The organism is Streptomyces sp. ISL-1, assembly GCF_018614585.1.
Taxonomy (GTDB): domain Bacteria; phylum Actinomycetota; class Actinomycetes; order Streptomycetales; family Streptomycetaceae; genus Streptomyces; species Streptomyces maoxianensis.
Window position 1 is genome coordinate 214308 of record NZ_JAGGOI010000034.1, and the last position, 15825, is coordinate 230132.

Here is a 15825-nt window from a genome sequence, read left to right on the forward strand (position 1 = left end):
GGAAGCGTATAAAGTTGGCGGCACGGGGTGGGCGACGGGAGACGATGGATCGATGAGCGACGAGAACGGCGCGGGGGCGAGCGCGGAGGCGAGCGGGACCGGGCGGAGAAACGACGAGGCGGTCTCGCGCTTCGTCGAGCGGTTCGCGGCGGAGATGACCGAGGCGGGCATGCAGCGGATGGCCGCGCGGGTCTTCGCGGCGCTGCTGTCCTCGGAGAAGGGCAGCATGACCTCCGCGGAGCTGGCGGAACAGCTACAGATCAGCCCGGCCGCGGTGTCGGGCGCGGTCCGCTACCTCAACCAGGTCGACATGGTCAGCCGCGAACGCGACCCCGGCTCACGCCGTGAACGCTACGTTCTCCACAACGAGCTCTGGTACGAGACGTTCACGCGCCGCGACCAGCTGCTGGCCCGCTGGGAGAAGGCTTTGCGCGACGGTGCGCAGACGCTGGGGCTCGAGACGGCGGCGGGGCAGCGGGTGACGGAGACGGCGGAGTTCTTCGCGTTCCTGCAAACGGAAATGGCGGGCCTCCTGGACCGCTGGCGCGCCTACCGCGAATCCCAGCCCCCCACCCCGCCCGACGCCTGAACCCGCCCCGCATTTCCAGCCCGCCCACCGCCTTTGGGGCGCCCAGGCAACTCAAGCCCGTCCGGCGCTTGAGGACAAACTGTCCATGGGACGGCCCGGGCCCAGCGCTGCCGGACTGTCCAAGCCCGCCCGGCGAGGACGGCCCGCGCCTGCCGGGCAGGCGGCCAAATCCAGCCCGTCCACCGCCTTTGGGGCGCCCAGGCAACTCAAGCCCGTCCGGCGTTTGAGGACAAACCGGCTGCCGGACGGCCCCGGCTAACCGCCGCCGGCTACCCGCCCCCGGCTACCCCCACCGCCGGCAGCGTCAACCCCCACGCCCCCGCCCGCAACGTCCACGTCCGCGTCCTCACCGGCCCCGTCACCATCGCGTCCGCCCGGTAGCGGAAGTCCGCCCCCGAGACCGTCACCGTCAAGGCGCGAGCCATGACCGGGTCCGCATGCGCGCCGTGCCGGACGACCACCTCCGCGCGGCCGTCGCCCGCCCGCACCGTCACCGCCTCCACCACCCGGTCCAGGTCGGTCAGCAGCACCCCGTCCGCCTCCACCCGCAGCCGGTGCGTCCGCACCACCAGGGCCGGCGGCGGCGGGTGGACCAGCGTGCGGACCAGCGAGCGGCAGGTGTCCCACACCGACACCCCGTTCGCCGCGGGAGCGGCCCGCGCCGCAGGGATCGACAGATTCCCCAGCACCACCCCGTCGCTCTCGTCCACCAGTAGGTCGAGACGGCGTACGGCCCCGTCGAGCACCGCCCGCGCCGCCGCCACCGCCCCTCGTGGCACGCCCAGGGAATGCGCCAGCTCCACGGCGGCGGACGGCCCCACCGGCACCAGCGCCAGCGCCCCGTCCCCCAGCGACCGGTCCCGGTGCAGCAGCGCCACCGCACGCAGCAGCGCCCGGTCGTCGCCGATCACCACCGGCCGCCGTGACCCCCTGCGGGCCAGTGCCCGCGCGAATTCCTCCGGCCCCTCGGGAAGGCAGATTTTCGCCTCCGACCCGCCACACAGAACATCTTTCGCGATCCGCACGGACTCGCCGTCACTTCGGCGGGCGACCGGGTCGATGACCACCAGTAGCTGGTCGTGAGCCGACACCTCGGTCCTTCCTCGGGTAGCATCTTTGTGCAAGAGCCCCTTGCGCTATTGCGCCAGGGGCTTGGTCTATTCCGGGGCAACCGGTCCGAAGGCTCAGGCACGGCTCAGGCCCCCTGACCTTGGTCTTGCCCCGCCCGGAAGGGGTGTACGCCTGTGCCCGCACTTGTGCTGCTCGGTGCTCAGTGGGGTGACGAAGGCAAGGGAAAGGCCACCGACCTGCTCGGTGGTTCTGTGGATTATGTAGTGCGCTATCAGGGCGGCAACAACGCCGGCCACACAGTCGTCGTAGGCGACCAGAAGTATGCGCTGCATCTCCTCCCTTCCGGGATCCTCTCACCGGGATGTACTCCGGTCATCGGCAACGGCGTCGTCGTGGATCCGGCGGTTCTGCTCTCCGAGCTGAGCGGGCTCAACGACCGTGGCGTCGACACGTCGAAGCTGCTGATCAGTGGTAACGCGCACCTGATCACTCCGTACAACGTCACCCTCGACAAGGTGACGGAACGGTTCCTCGGCAAGCGGAAGATCGGCACGACCGGCCGCGGCATCGGCCCGACGTACGCCGACAAGATCAATCGCGTCGGCATCCGCGTTCAGGACCTCTACGACGAGTCGATCCTGGTGCAGAAGGTCGAGGCTGCGCTGGAGTCCAAGAACCAGCTCCTCGCCAAGGTCTACAACCGCCGCGCCATCGAGGCGCCCAGGATCGTCGAAGAGATGCTCCAGTACGCGGAGCAGATCAAGCCGTACGTCGCCGACACCACGCTGATCCTGAACAACGCGATCGACGAGGGCAAGGTCGTCCTCTTCGAGGGCGGCCAGGGCACGCTGCTCGACGTCGACCACGGCACGTATCCCTTCGTCACCTCGTCGAACCCCACTGCGGGCGGTGCCTGCACCGGCTCCGGCGTCGGTCCGACGAAGATCAGCCGGGTCATCGGCATCCTCAAGGCGTACACGACCCGCGTCGGCGCCGGTCCGTTCCCGACGGAGCTCTTCGACGAGGACGGCGAGGCGCTGCGCCGCATCGGCCACGAGCGGGGCGTGACGACCGGCCGCGACCGCCGCTGCGGCTGGTTCGACGCGGTCATCGCGCGGTACGCGACCCGGGTCAACGGCCTCACCGACTTCTTCCTCACCAAGCTGGACGTGCTGACCGGCTGGGAGCAGATCCCGGTGTGTGTGGCGTACGAGATCGACGGCAAGCGCGTCGAGGAGCTCCCGTACAGCCAGACCGACTTCCACCACGCGAAGCCGATCTACGAGATGCTGCCCGGCTGGTCCGAGGACATCACCAAGGCGAAGACCTTCGACGACCTGCCGAAGAACGCGCAGGACTATGTGAAGGCGCTGGAGGAGATGTCGGGCGCGCCGATCTCCGCGATCGGCGTGGGCCCCGGCCGCACCGAGACGATCGAGATCAACTCGTTCCTGTAGTCCGTCTCGCGCGTCACGTCCCGTCCCGTACGCCGTGTGTGAGCGCCCCGGTTGGCCTTTCGCGGCCGGTCGGGGCGCTCTGCGTTTCCACTGACCGGTTCTTACGGACGCCGGTACTCGCGGGGCGAGTTGCCGGCGTCGAGGAAGGACCGGTTGCCTGCGCAGTCAGCCCTCGCCGCAGATTCGCAGCCCCTTCGGTGTCGCGCACGGCAGATGGCCGTGCGTGCGGATGACGTCCTGCCCGTTCCCCCGGCTCATATAGCCGAGGAAGCTGGAGGCGAGCGAGTCGGCCGGCGGCTGGCCGTAGGTGTACGCGTACTCGATCTCCCGGTACGGGTACGCGCTCTCACCGATGTCGTCCACGGACGGCGGTTCCCCGTCGATGTTCAGCCGGTGCAGGCCCTTGAGCCCGGTTCCGGCCCGCAGTTCGCTGTAGCCGATCGCTCCTGCCAGCCGGGCCACGGTGCTCAACACCTGTTCCGTGCTGTCGAGCTCGCAGCGTACGACCTTGGCCTCGCCGTCGTCCTTCCTCTCGCAGTCGCGCGAGGAGTTCGCGGGCTCGTTGCGCAGCAGCACCCGGCGCTGGAACACCTCGCGGGTCCCCGAGTTCGCGTCCCTGCTCACCAGCAGTACGGGCATATCCGGCCCGCCCAGCTCGCTCCAGTTGTTGATCTCGCCGCGGTAGAGCCTGCGGATGTCGTCGGTCGACAGATTCCGCACCGGCACCTTGTCGTTGACGACGAGCGCGAAGACGGAGACGGCGATGCGTTCCTCCCGCAGCTGCGGATAGCCACCCGGCTTGGGCCCGTCGGCGAGGGCGATCAGCGCGGGGGAGCCGCTCCTGGCCTGTGCGCCCTCCTCGGCAAGCGCTCTTATCCCGGCGGTGCTGCCGTGCGCGTCGACGACGACGGTGGACCCTTCGCAGTCCTTCTCGTACTTCTTCGCCAGCTCCTTCACGACGGGCGCGAAGGCGGTCGAACCGGTCAGCGTCAGCGTGCCCTTGGCGCAGCCGATCGGCGGCCGGGTGTCGTCCCGTACGACGATGATCGTGGAGAGCGTCACCACGCAGACGGTCAGCAGCACGGTGATCCAGCGGGCCGCCCGGCTGAACAGCGGCGGCTTCTCGTCGGGCGTGACGGAGCGGTTCGGCATCACCTGGCCGTCCCGGATGCCGCCGCTGACGGTGATCTCGCTGCCGACGCCCGCGCCGGTCAGCAGCACCAGCAGCTTGAAGTGCTGCCCGTGGTTGAGCGGGACGCGCGGCAGATAGATCGTGCTGCCGCTGTGCCGCATACCCGCGGCGGGCGTGAAGTGGTCCATCAGATGCTCGGCGCCGAGCGGCTGAGTGACGGCGATGGCGCGGATGGTGCGGTCGGTGAACTCGGCGGTCAGGCCGTGGACTTCGCGCCCGGTGTAGTCGTTGTCGGCGATGCTCTGCGAGCCGTCGTTCTCGATACGCAGCAGTACGAGCGTGGCGTCGGACATCTCCGGCGTCTCGTTGAACAGCCCGAGCCGGAAGTTGGGCCGCCCGCTGCGTACGTTGCTGCCGATGGGGGTGTCGAGCTGCACCCGGTATCCGATGCGCTTGCGCCGCGGCACCCGGCGCTCGTACCAGAGCACGGCGGCGGAGGCGAGGATGCCGAGCACGGCGGTGCCGACGGCGACGACGTTCTCGGCGCTGAGCCACTCCACGGGGTCTTCTCCTCGCACTCTTTCGCGGGCGGCCACCGTATGGGGAAGTGGGGTGAGGGGGACGGGGAGTTGGCGTCCCGACGCCGGATGTTCGCCGGTCGTTCAGTCACTCTGGAGGGTGAACTCCCGAGGGGTGAGTGGGTCTCGGTGCCTGTGGATTCGACCCTGTATTCGGCAAATGACGGTCGCGGGGACTCGAATTGTGGCCTCGGCAATTCGAACTGCGCGTTTGGCATAGTCAGTTGGCACTTGTGCACGTAACCCTGTGTGGCGATACGGTCACCGGACCCGACGGAAGGAAGGTCGTCGTGACCATCCAGTTGGACCGGCCCGAGACGGTATACCACCGGTATACTGTCGTCATGGCTGACACCACCGTGAAGGTTGACCCCGCCGTCCGAGACCGCCTCCTGGTGCTTGCCCGGGAGCGCGGCATGACGATGCGCGATCTCATCGCAGAGCTGGCCGGAGCCACGCCCACGAAGGAAGAGCTCAGGAAGCGGTACGAGGAGACCAGGGCCTACTGCGAGACGCACTTCGGTGTGACGCTCACGGACGAGGATCACGACCGGGCCGAGCAGGTCTGGAAGGACTTGGAGGCCGCCCGGCCCGTGGACAGCCTGTGAGCGGATCCACCGCGGTGATCTACGACGAGAGCGCCCTGCTCGCCCTGGGGTCGGGCAATTGGCTGGCCTCGCAGTTCATCTCCAACACCGCGCACGGCCCCACCCGGCACGTGTACGTACCGGCGCTGTGCCTGGCGGCGGCCGACGGTATGCGCAAGGGGCTGGCCGAGCATGTGGGCGCCCTGCCCACCGCCGAGATCGTCGAGCTGGACTTCGCGGGTGCGTCGACGCTGGGGGCGCTGCTCCGGGACGGTGTGGAGTGGCGGCTCGGCCATGCGATCCACCTCTCCCGCCCGACAGTCGAATGGCCGGACGGGCGGCCCGTGGTGACAGCTTCGCCCGACCTGTACGCGGATATGCCGCTAGTGCGGACGATCAGACTGCCTGAGCAGCGCTGACCCGAGTCGGGTACGGGACCGGAGCGCGCCCGGTCCCGTACCCGCCGTTAATTCGGTTGCCCACTGCGCCGCCATCCGCTGTACTCCCGGCGACAGCCGAACCACCGAGGAGCCACCCATGCGAACTGCGTCCATGTCCACCCAGCAGGTAATTTTCACCTACCTAAAGGACATGACGCTTCGTGCGAACGTTGAACCTCGGAATCCTGGCGCATGTCGACGCCGGTAAGACAAGCCTGACCGAGCGGCTGCTTCACACCGCCGGCGTAATCGACGAGATCGGCAGCGTCGACGACGGCAGCACCCAGACCGATTCCCTGGCGCTGGAACGGCAACGCGGCATCACCATCAAATCCGCCGTCGTCTCCTTCGCCATCGACGACATCACCGTCAATCTCATCGACACCCCCGGCCACCCGGACTTCATCGCCGAGGTGGAACGCGTGCTGAGCGTGCTCGACGGCGCTGTGCTCGTCGTCTCCGCCGTGGAGGGCGTGCAGGCGCAGACCCGCGTGCTGATGCGGACGCTCCAGCGCCTCCGCATCCCCACACTCATTTTCGTGAACAAGATCGACCGCGGCGGCGCGCAGTACGAACGCCTCCTCCGGAGCATTTCCGAGAAGCTCGCCCCGGCCTCCCTCCCGATGGGGTCGGCCGGTGAACTGGGCACCCGCGGCGCCCGCTGGAACCCCAGTACCGACGCCGACGCCGGCTTCACCTCCCGCCTCGTCGATCTGCTCGCCGACCATGACGACGCGTTTCTCGCCGCGTACGTCGACGACGAGACGGCCGTCTCGTACGCCCGGCTCCGCCGCGAGCTGGCGGCCCAGACCGAGCGGGCGCTCGTGCACCCGGTGTACTTCGGCTCGGCCATCACCGGCGCGGGCGTGGATTCGCTGATCGCCGGCGTGAAGGAGCTGCTGCCCGCGACGGAAGGCGACTGCGACGGCCCCGTTTCGGGCACGGTCTTCAAGGTCGAACGTGGTCCGGCCGGGGAGAAGATCGCGTACGTGCGCATGTTCTCGGGGACGGTACGAATCCGCGATCGGCTGCGATTCCGCGATGACGACGAGGGCAAGGCCACCGCGATCAGCGTTTTCGAGCCTGGCTCGGCCGTCCGGCGCGACTCGGTCGCCGCTGGGCAGATCGGCAAGGTCTGGGGACTTGGCGAAATCCGGATCGGGGATGAGATCGGCGTATCGGGAAGGAACTCGACCCGTCGCTATTTCGCCCCGCCGACGCTGGAAACGGTCGTCGTTCCCTGCCGGCCGGCCGACAAAGGCGCGCTGCATTTCGCGCTGGCCCAACTCGCCGAGCAGGACCCGCTGATCAACCTGCGGCAGGACGACATTCGCCAAGAAGTGTCCGTCTCGCTCTACGGCGAGGTGCAGAAGGAAGTCATCCAGGCGACGCTGGCCGACGACTTCGGCATCGACGTCACATTCCGCGAGACGACGACCATCTGCGTTGAGCGGCCCGTCGGCACCGGTTCCGGCTACGAGAAGGACCTCGATCCATTCCTCGGGACCGTCGGGCTGCGCGTTGATCCCGCGCCGGTCGGCTCCGGCGTCGAATTCCGTCGTGAGGTCGAGCTCGGGTCGATGCCGTACGCGTTCTTCAAGGCGGTCGAGGAAACCGTCAAGGAGACGCTGCACCAGGGCATTTACGGCTGGGAGGTCACCGACTGCACGGTCACCATGACGCATTCCGGCTACTGGCCGCGGCAGAGCCACTCCCACGCCATTTTCGACAAGAGCATGTCGAGCACGGCCGGTGACTTCCGCAACCTGACGCCGCTGGTCCTGATGAGCGCGCTGAAGGAGGCCGGCACCAGGGTCCACGAGCCGATGCACCACTTCCGGCTGGACGCCCCGGCGGACGTGCTGGGGCCGATTGTGTCCGCGCTGGCCCGGCTGGACGCCATTGCGCACACGCAGGAGGTGCGCGGTACGTCGTGCCTGCTGGAGGGTGCGATTCCGGCGGCCCGGGTGCACGCGCTGGAGCAGCAACTGCCGGGGCTGACCCGCGGCGAGGGCGTGCTGGAATGCGCCTTCGACCACTACCGGCCGGTCCGCGGCACGACCCCTGCCCGGCCGCGGACGGACCACGATCCGCTCAACCGCGAGGAGTACCTGCTGCGCGTCGTGCGCAGGGTGGCGGGGCGTGGGGCGGGCGCGTGAGCGCGCCCGGTCCCGCGCCGGTCGGTACGCGGCGCGGGACCCGGCTTACGCCCGGGCCCCGCGCCTCCGCGTCAGGCGGACGCCCCGTCCACGCGGCGCAGCGCGCATCGCGCCTGGCCCGCCGCGCGCAGGGTGATCCCCGTGTCCACCGGGACGTCGACGTCGACGGCGTCCAGTTCGTACTCCCGCAGGATCATCGCCAGCGCCAGCACCGACTCCAGCATCGAGAAGTGCTGGCCGATGCATGCCCGCGGCCCGCCGCCGAACGGGAACCACGCGTACCGCGGCCGCTCCTTCTCCCGCTCCGGCGTGAACCGTTCCGGGTCGAAGCGCTCCGGATCGTCCCAGTACCGGGGATGCCGGTGCGTCACCCACGGCGCGACGATCACATCCGCGCCGGCCGGGATCGTATGTCCCCCGACCTCGGCCGCCGCTACCGCCCGGCGGCCGATGACCGGACCCGCGGGATAGAGCCGCATCGCCTCCTTCAGCACCTGCGTCAGATACGGGAGTGCGTCGAGATCCGCGGCCCCCGGGGTCCGTCCGTCCAGTACGCGTACGACCTCCTCCCGCGCCCGCGCCTGCTGCTCGGGGTGCCGGGCCAGCAGATGCAGCGCGAACGCGAGCGAGGTGGCCGTCGTCTCATGCCCTGCGAGCAGGAACACCAGCACCTGGTCGCGGATCTCGGACGCGTCGAGGGCCCCGTCCTCCGCGCTTTCGGCCTTGGAGAGGAGCGTCAGCAGATCCTCGCCCTGTCCCGCCTCCCCATCGGCGCGCCGCTTCTCGATGATCCCGTCGCACACCGCGTACAGCTCGTCCATCGCGGCGGCGGCCCGCCGGTTGGCGGGAGTCGGCCAGCCGCGCGGGAAGTTGGCGGGGGAGTAGCCGCGGGTGAGCGTGTACTCCCCGATGATCGGGAAGCAGCGCTGCACGACGTCGACCGCCGCCTCGACGTCCGTGCCGAACAGGATGCGGGCGATCGCTCGCAGAGTGAGCCGGGTCGTCTCGGCGACGACGTCCACTGTGGCGTCCGGGGCGGTGCGCCAGGTGGAGAGCAGGGCCGAGGTCTCGGCGGTGACGGCGTCGGCGTAGCCGTCGACCCGGCGGCGCGTGAAGAGCGGCTGCACGAGCCGCCGCTGCCGGAGGTAGTCGTCGTCCTGGCTGGTCAGCAGGCCGTTGCCGAACGACTCCCGGACCTCTTGGTAAAAGGCGTTGTCCTTGCGGAAGTTGGCCGATTCCGTCGCCAGCACCTGCTGGGCGCCCTCCGCGGAGAACACCGCGTACAGCTCGGCCCGAAGCCCGGGCGGGCCCGCGGTGATCCTGACGACGTCTCCGTGCTCGCGCTGTGCGTTGAGGAAGGTGCCGAGCGAGTCCCGCTTGAGCTCGAACATCGAGCCCAGTAACGGCAGCCCCGCCGGTCCCGGTACTTGGGTGCCCGTCATCGTCATGGATTCTCCTGAGTACGGTTCAGCTCGCCCAGTCGAGGAAGTTCGTCCAGGTGGTGGGGGTGACGGCGAAGGTGGGGCCGTCGGTGACCTTGGAGTCGCGGATGTGGATGGTGTGGGGGCAGGTGGCGACCTCTACGCAGCTGCCACCGCTGTCATCGCTGTACGAGGACTTGTGCCAGTCGAAGGCGACCTCGATGCAGTCGCCGCCGCTGGGGTTGCTGTAGCTGGACTTGAACCATCGAAGGGTGTCGCTCATTGCCGGTCTCCTGCCAACCGCTCGATGAGGCCCAGCGATTCACGAGGGCCCAGGGCCTGTGCCCGGATCTTCGCATATCGCTGGGCGTATGTGCTCACCTTTGCGGGGCCCTTGATCAGCAGACCTTCCTCCTGGGGCTCCAGGTAGATCAGGTGATCGTGGTCCGGGGTCTCCACCAGGTTCATCTCGCCATAGGCGCCCGCGTGTTCGCCGCTCAGCCCGCAGTCCAGCGGCAGTACCTGGAGCGTGACATTGCGCCGCCGCGCGCACTCCGCAAGGTGCCGCATCTGGCCACGCATGACCTCCTCGCCGCCGATCGCCCGCCGCAGCACGGACTCCTCCAGGATCAGCTCGATGAGGGCGACCGGCTCCCGGTCGAAGAGCTCGCGCCGAGCCATCCGCACCTCTACCAGCTCCTCCACCCGCTGCTCCGGAAGCGGCGGATAACCCCCGCCGATCAGCGCCCGCGCGTACTCCTCCGTCTGGAACAGGCCGTGGACGACGAGCGTCGCGTACAGCGACAGCCCCAGGGCCCGCTGCTCCAGCAGCGCGTAGTCCTTGAACTGCGCCGGGTACTTGTCCAGCCGTACGTACTCCCGCGCCTGCTCGAAGATCCCCATCCCGTCCCCGAGCACCCGCTCCAGCGCCACCAGCATCTCGTCGCTCGCGGGCTGCGCACACGTCTCCATCGCGCTCACCGCCGCACCCGAGAATCCGAGTTCGTTTCCCGCCTGCTCCTGCGTCCACCCTTTCTTGACGCGCATATTGCGGGCGATGCCCGCCACCAGGCGCGTCGCCGGGCCCGCCGTTTCCTTGTTTTCGGCTCGTGCCATTTACGATCACCGTTTCGACTCAACCGGACTCAACCGGTCTCAACCAGTCCCCGCCGAATTCAACCCGCCGCAAAGGGAGTTCGTGCAGGTCAACCCCTGTCCGACGGCCTCTGCGAGTCATGGAAAACGCTAGCCAAGGTCACTCAGACTGTCCTTGTGGATACGCAAAGTCGCGAAGTAAACCTCGATTGGATTCCGGCTTCCGGATTCCAGCTCCGTAAGGCGGGCGTGCAATTCGACGCCGTCCGCGTCGACGACGAGGACGGCCGCCGTCTCGCCGATCTCCTGGAGGCGATGACCGGCGGCGACCCCGGGCCCGTCGTCATCGAGGCGTACGGACGACGGTCGGTGTACTTCCTCCTACCGGCGGGCAGCACGTCCCACCGCGCCTGGCCGCGTGGCGTGACCCGGTTCAACTCGGGTCCCGCGCACGTGAGTTACATCCCCGTGCCCGCCCTTCGCGGCCGCACCTGGCCGCTGTCCTGGCGCTTCCCGCCGACCGAGGCGGACCGGTTCGTACACCCGCTCATCCTCCTCAAGGCCGCGTCAGCGCTGCTTGGTAGTTGACCCTTCGCGGCATCGTCGCGACCCCGACACCGACGCGAGGTGAACGGGAGCGGGGGACGGCACGTACTGAGGGTGGGGGCCCCTGGTTTCAGGGGCCCACGGGCTTGTGACGCTATGTCGGTACGACCTTGGGGCCGCGTATGAGGCACGCACGACGCAAACTCCAGCGGATCGCGCGGCTGGCGGCCGTCGGCGGCCTGGTCTGCGGCGGCCTGATGGTCTCGGACGCCATGGCGGGCGAACCGTCCGCCCCGTCGGCCGATCCGGTCGTCAGTCTGGTCTCCCGGCTCGGCGCCTCCCGCACCGCGGGGAACTGGACGGATGCCGACGGGCGCCCGGTCGTCGCGGTGACCGACGCGGAGGCGGCGGACGAGGTACGGCAGGCGGGGGCGCAGGCCAAGGTCGTGCGCTACAGCATGGACCGACTCCGCTCGGCCACCGAGGCCCTGCGGGAGGCGCCTCGGGTGGCCGGTACCGCCTGGGCGGTGGACTACGCGTCCAACAGGGTCATGGTGCGCGCCGACAGCACCGTCTCCGCCGACGACTGGTCGCGCATGTCCGGCGTCGCCGAGGGGATCGGCGGCTTCGTCCACATGGAACGGACCGAGGGCGCCTTCACCACCAGGGTGAACGGCGGCGTCCCGGTCTTCTCCGGCGACGGCCGCTGCTCCGCGGGCTTCAACGTGACCGACGGCCGGAACAACTTCACACTCACGGCCGGGCATTGCGGCCCCGTCGGCACCACCTGGTTCCGGGACGGAGGAGGTGCCGAGCTGGTCGGCACCACCACGGAAGCCACCTTCCCGGGCGCCGACTTCTCCCTCGTGCGGTACGAGAATGGCGAACGGCTCGACGCGACCAACATCGTGGGCATCGGCAATGGCCGGGGCGTGCGGATCATCGGCGTCGCCGATCCCGTCGTGGGTCAGCGCGTCTTCCGCAGCGGCAGCACCACGGGGTTCCGCTCCGGAAAGGTGACCGCGCTGAACACGACGGTGAACTATCCCGAGGGCACGGTCACCGGCCTGATCGAGACCACCGTCTGCGCCGAGTCCGGAGACAGCGGGGGCCCGTTGTTCTCGGAGGGGCTGGCGCTGGGCGTGACCTCGGGCGGCAACGGGGACTGCGACAGCGGGGGTACGACGTTCTTCCAGCCGGCGACAAAGGCGCTCGAGGCCCTCGGGGTGAGCCTGGTGGGCAGGGTTCCGGCTCCCGGTGGAAGCGACGGCACGGGCGGCCCGGCCGATCCCGACCCGTCGTCGGCCGCCGGGGCGGTCCCACCGGGGTCCTCCGGGTCGGGGGTGGCGGACCGGTCGAGAAGGATCACCGGGATCACGGACTTCGGAGGCCTCGGTCCCGGGCTGGTCGTCATCGGCGCGAGTCTGGTCGGACTGGTGGGCGCCCGCTGGATTCTGTCGGCCCAGGAACGCAGGAACTTCCGGAACTTCTACAGCGCGAGCTGGGGCTGAGGTCAGCCCTGCTTCGCGTACGTGATCGGCTCGCCGCCCGAGCCGATCAGCTCCCGCACGATCGTGGTGTCGTCGGGCATGTCCAGGCGGCTCCACTGGCCCGGTGAGCACTGTTTCGGGTCGCCGAACGTGACCTGAGTGGGGCCGAGTTCGAGCGGAGGGCCGGAGGCGCGGAGGGTGGCGGACCAGCGGCAGTCGTAGTTGGGGCCGGTGCCCGACAGGGTCATGACTCTCTCGCCCGTCTCGCCCTGGGTGATCGTCATGACGCGGGTGTTGGTGCCGTCGGCGGTGTCGAAGGACCCCCGCCAGGTGCCGACGTACTCCTGCGGGACACCGCCGTCCTGGGCCCCCGCGCTCGTCGTGGGCGTGGCCGAGGGGGTGTTCGTATCCGGTGTCGCAGGGGTTGTCCGGGCGGAGGCCGTCGGACCCGGCTTGGGGTCGTCGGTGGCCTTCTTCTTGCCCATGTCGCCCATGACCGCGTAGACCGAGGTGCCTGCCGCGACCGCCACGAGCAGGGCGACCGCGACGAGGACGACGGTGCCGCGGCGGCGTGGGGGCTCGTGCGCGGGAATGGGCGCGTGGAAGGGCGGGGTGGGGCCCGGCTGCTGGTGGGGGTATCCGTAGCCGTAGCTGTTGTGGGCGTACAGCTGGGGCGGGGGAGGCGGCGGTGTGGGCATCAGCGCGGGCGGCGTCGGGGCGTCCGCGCGGATCGCGGTCATCGTCGGTGGCTGCTGCACCGGTGTCGCGTTGGGCTGTTCCACCTCCAGCAACTGGACCGCGTGACGTCCGAGTTGGGCGATCAGCGCGCTCGGCAGCCAGGGCTCGGGGTCCGCGTCGGCAGTCGTGCGCTCCAGGATCTGTGTGATCGTCGGGCGGGCCTCGGGGTCCTTGTGGAGGCAGTCCCGTACGAGATCGAGCAGGCCCTCGGGGAGGTCCGCCAGGTCCGGCTCCTCCTGCGCGATACGGAACATCAGCGCGTGCACGCCGCTGTCCGACGAGCCGAAGGGGAGGCGGCCGGTCGCCGCGTACGCGAGGACCGAGCCGAGGCAGAAGATGTCGCAGGCGGCACTCACGCGGTCGCCGCGTACCTGCTCGGGGGCCATGAACCCGGGGGACCCGACGAGCGCGCCGGTGCGGGTCAGGCCGCCGTCGGTGACGGTCTCCAGGGCGCGTGCGATGCCGAAGTCGATGACGCGCGGGCCGTCGATGGTGATCAGGATGTTGGACGGCTTGAGGTCGCGGTGGATGAGGTCGGCCGCGTGGATGTTGTGCAGCGCGTGCGCGAGACCGGACGCGAGAATGCGGACCGAGCGCTCGGGGAGCGGGCCGTGGTCGCCGGAGACGACGGTGTGCAGGGCGGGCCCCGCGATGTAGCCGGTGGCGACCCAGGGGATCCGGGCCTCCGTATCGGCGTCGAGGACGGGGGCGGTCCACTCGCCGCCGACGCGCAGCGCTGCGCGTACCTCCTGGCGGAAGCGGCTGCGGAACTCCTCCTGCTCGGCGAGCTCCTGGCGTACGAGCTTGACGGCGACGGTGCGGCCGCGGTCGGAACGGGCGAGGAAGACCTGGCCCATGCCGCCCGCGCCGAGGCGGGCCAACAGGCGGTAATCGCCGATGTGCTGTGGATCCCCTGGTGCCAGCTGCTCCATCGCCGCGCGCCTTCCCCCGGTACCGCATTTGTTGGACGAAACGAGGATAGTGCGCGCCGAGCGGGGACTTATAGGCCACAACCTGACCTACTCGCTGCCTACCGCCGGTTCTACGAGCCCGGCCCCGTACGCGAGGAGACCGTCATGGCCCTCAATTCGGTTCGGGCTTCTCGCCGCTGATGCTGTCCAGGGCCTCGGAAAGCTGCTCCAAGGCCTTTGCCGTCCGGGCGAACCGGTCTTCGCCGAGGGCTTCGACGAGGCGGGCCGCGAGGTCCGCGTGACCGGGGTCGATCTTCGCGATCGCGGCGCGGCCCTCGTCGGTGGGGCGGAGCAACTTGGCACGCCGGTGGGCGGGGTTGGGCTCGTACGCGGCGAGGCCCCGCTCGACGAGGAGGTCGGCGATGCGCTGGACGCTCTGGCGGGTGATGCCCATGTCGCGGGCGATCCCGGCGACGGTCAGGGGCTCGCGCAGCACGGCGCCGAGGACCTGCCACCAGGCGGCGGTCAGCCCGGCCGGTTTGGCCAACTCCTCGGAGACGGACAGGAATTGGCCGTTCAACCGGAAGACGCCGAGGGCTGTCCGGCTGAGGAGATCCTGCTGTTCGCGGCTCATGAGCCCGAGTTGAGGATCTCGAAGGCGGCGGGGTCCGAGTCGTGGAACAGCCGGTACCAGGCGTCCAGCTTCTCGCCCTCGTACACACCGAGCCGCGCGAAGACCTCGCGGGCGAAGGCGACGGGCTCGGTGGGGCCGGCGGTGATCAGGTCGCCGTCGGTGACGGCGTCCGCGTCGCGGTAGTGCTCGCCGCCCTTGTAGCTGGTGGCGTCGAGGTAGAAGGATACGGCGCTGGTGTGATCGCGATCGTCGAGCAGCCCCTCGCGGGCGAGCCCGGCGGTGGCCCCGCAGATGGCGGCGACGGGCACCCCGGCATCGAGGAACTCGCGCGCCTTGCGGGCGAAGGGGGCGAGGTCGTCCCCGGTGTCCCAGAGATGCGCGCCGGTGAGGATGAGAAGGGCGCTGTCGCCGGGCCGGATGTCGTCGAGCGCGAGGTCGGGCTGGATACGGAGGCCGCCCATGGTGGTGACGGTCTCGGTGGTGGGGCCGACGGTCTTGACGGCGAAGCCGTGCTGGGTGAGGTGGGCGGTGGTGTGGCCGGTCTCCCAGTCGGCGTAGGTGTCGTAGACGGCGAGATGAACGGTGCGGTTCATGGTGGCCTCCTGATTGGATGACAGTAGCCTGTCATGTCGACAGCATGCTGTCAATGGACTTTCTGGCTGGCGGCGCGGGGACTGCCCCCGGGCCCCTGGGGCGCGGGGCCCTGTGCCGCGCGAGTGCCCGCAACGGGCGGGAGAACCTGCGTGGCGGCAGGCGGTCGCGCCGGGCTGTTGCCCGCAGGGTGCCGGGGGCGGGCCCGTGCGCCTTGTCCGGCCGGGCCACGGCATGCCGGGATCTTGGCGGCGCGAAACTGTCGCGCGGGGGCGCTTGGGGCCTCGCCCCCCGACATTGCCCAGCCATGGAGCGGCGGGGTGGCCGCGGCCTGCGGTCCGTGACGCGGTCGCGCCGGGCGGGCCGGGCCTGGCGGCGCGAAACTG

15 protein-coding genes are annotated in these 15825 nt (G+C 69.9%); 7 read left to right on the top strand and 8 right to left on the bottom strand.

Annotated elements, in window-relative coordinates; translation table 11 throughout:
- The first annotated feature begins 52 nt into the window (after positions 1-52).
- Entirely contained in the window at positions 53-589 is a 537-nt protein-coding gene (locus J7E87_RS25335) for a GbsR/MarR family transcriptional regulator (protein WP_215096821.1), read from the top strand.
- 269 nt (positions 590-858) lie between these two features.
- Here the strand turns inward: J7E87_RS25335 and J7E87_RS25340 are convergent, their stop codons facing one another.
- A complete protein-coding gene (locus tag J7E87_RS25340; protein WP_215096822.1) occupies positions 859-1680 on the bottom strand; it encodes a diacylglycerol kinase in 822 nt (273 codons plus the stop codon).
- 153 nt (positions 1681-1833) lie between these two features.
- On the opposite strand from J7E87_RS25340, the gene J7E87_RS25345 reads away from it, so the two are divergent.
- Positions 1834-3117, top strand: a complete 1284-nt coding sequence (locus J7E87_RS25345; protein ID WP_215096823.1) for an adenylosuccinate synthase — start codon at positions 1834-1836, stop codon at positions 3115-3117.
- Between the two features lie 165 nt (positions 3118-3282).
- On the opposite strand, the gene J7E87_RS25350 is transcribed toward J7E87_RS25345, so the two are convergent.
- Positions 3283-4809, bottom strand: coding sequence for a substrate-binding domain-containing protein (locus J7E87_RS25350; protein WP_215096824.1), 1527 nt, complete (start codon positions 4807-4809; stop codon positions 3283-3285).
- A gap of 362 nt (positions 4810-5171) precedes the next feature.
- On the opposite strand from J7E87_RS25350, the gene J7E87_RS25355 reads away from it, so the two are divergent.
- The 3 genes from J7E87_RS25355 to J7E87_RS25365 all read left to right on the top strand — a co-directional run bounded on the left by J7E87_RS25355 (position 5172) and on the right by J7E87_RS25365 (position 8013).
- Positions 5172-5435 carry a hypothetical protein gene (locus J7E87_RS25355; protein ID WP_251017960.1) on the top strand — a complete coding sequence of 88 codons (264 nt, stop codon included), beginning with the start codon at positions 5172-5174 and terminating at the stop codon, positions 5433-5435.
- On the top strand, positions 5432-5833 hold the full coding sequence (locus tag J7E87_RS25360; RefSeq protein WP_215096825.1) for a hypothetical protein: 402 nt from the start codon (positions 5432-5434) through the stop codon (positions 5831-5833). The genes J7E87_RS25355 and J7E87_RS25360 overlap by 4 nt, the downstream gene beginning before the upstream one ends.
- 182 nt (positions 5834-6015) lie before the next feature.
- Complete coding sequence (locus tag J7E87_RS25365) at positions 6016-8013, top strand: translation factor GTPase family protein (RefSeq protein ID WP_215096826.1); 1998 nt, start codon at positions 6016-6018, stop codon at positions 8011-8013.
- 71 nt (positions 8014-8084) lie between these two features.
- On the opposite strand, the gene J7E87_RS25370 is transcribed toward J7E87_RS25365, so the two are convergent.
- The 3 genes from J7E87_RS25370 to J7E87_RS25380 are packed head-to-tail and all read right to left on the bottom strand — an operon-like array spanning position 8085 to position 10550.
- On the bottom strand, positions 8085-9461 hold the full coding sequence (locus J7E87_RS25370; protein ID WP_215096827.1) for a cytochrome P450: 1377 nt from the start codon (positions 9459-9461) through the stop codon (positions 8085-8087).
- 19 nt (positions 9462-9480) lie between these two features.
- The gene (locus J7E87_RS25375; protein WP_215096828.1) at positions 9481-9717 is read right to left on the bottom strand and encodes a DUF397 domain-containing protein; all 237 of its coding nucleotides are present in this window, start codon (positions 9715-9717) and stop codon (positions 9481-9483) included.
- Positions 9714-10550 (bottom strand): helix-turn-helix transcriptional regulator, encoded by an 837-nt coding sequence (locus tag J7E87_RS25380; protein WP_215096829.1) that lies wholly within the window; start codon positions 10548-10550, stop codon positions 9714-9716. Before J7E87_RS25380 ends, J7E87_RS25375 begins: the two co-directional genes overlap by 4 nt.
- 156 nt (positions 10551-10706) lie before the next feature.
- Between J7E87_RS25380 and J7E87_RS25385 the strand changes: the two genes are divergently transcribed.
- Complete coding sequence (locus tag J7E87_RS25385) at positions 10707-11117, top strand: hypothetical protein (RefSeq protein ID WP_215096830.1); 411 nt, start codon at positions 10707-10709, stop codon at positions 11115-11117.
- A gap of 140 nt (positions 11118-11257) precedes the next feature.
- Positions 11258-12586, top strand: coding sequence for a S1 family peptidase (locus tag J7E87_RS25390; RefSeq protein ID WP_215096831.1), 1329 nt, complete (start codon positions 11258-11260; stop codon positions 12584-12586).
- A gap of 2 nt (positions 12587-12588) precedes the next feature.
- On the opposite strand, the gene J7E87_RS25395 is transcribed toward J7E87_RS25390, so the two are convergent.
- From J7E87_RS25395 to J7E87_RS25405, 3 genes are all read right to left on the bottom strand, one after another.
- A complete protein-coding gene (locus J7E87_RS25395; RefSeq protein ID WP_215096832.1) occupies positions 12589-14235 on the bottom strand; it encodes a serine/threonine-protein kinase in 1647 nt (548 codons plus the stop codon).
- A gap of 151 nt (positions 14236-14386) precedes the next feature.
- Entirely contained in the window at positions 14387-14848 is a 462-nt protein-coding gene (locus J7E87_RS25400; RefSeq protein ID WP_215096833.1) for a MarR family winged helix-turn-helix transcriptional regulator, read from the bottom strand.
- Positions 14845-15441 carry a type 1 glutamine amidotransferase family protein gene (locus tag J7E87_RS25405; RefSeq protein ID WP_215096834.1) on the bottom strand — a complete coding sequence of 199 codons (597 nt, stop codon included), beginning with the start codon at positions 15439-15441 and terminating at the stop codon, positions 14845-14847. The genes J7E87_RS25400 and J7E87_RS25405 overlap by 4 nt, the downstream gene beginning before the upstream one ends.
- Between the last annotated feature and the right edge of the window lie 384 nt (positions 15442-15825).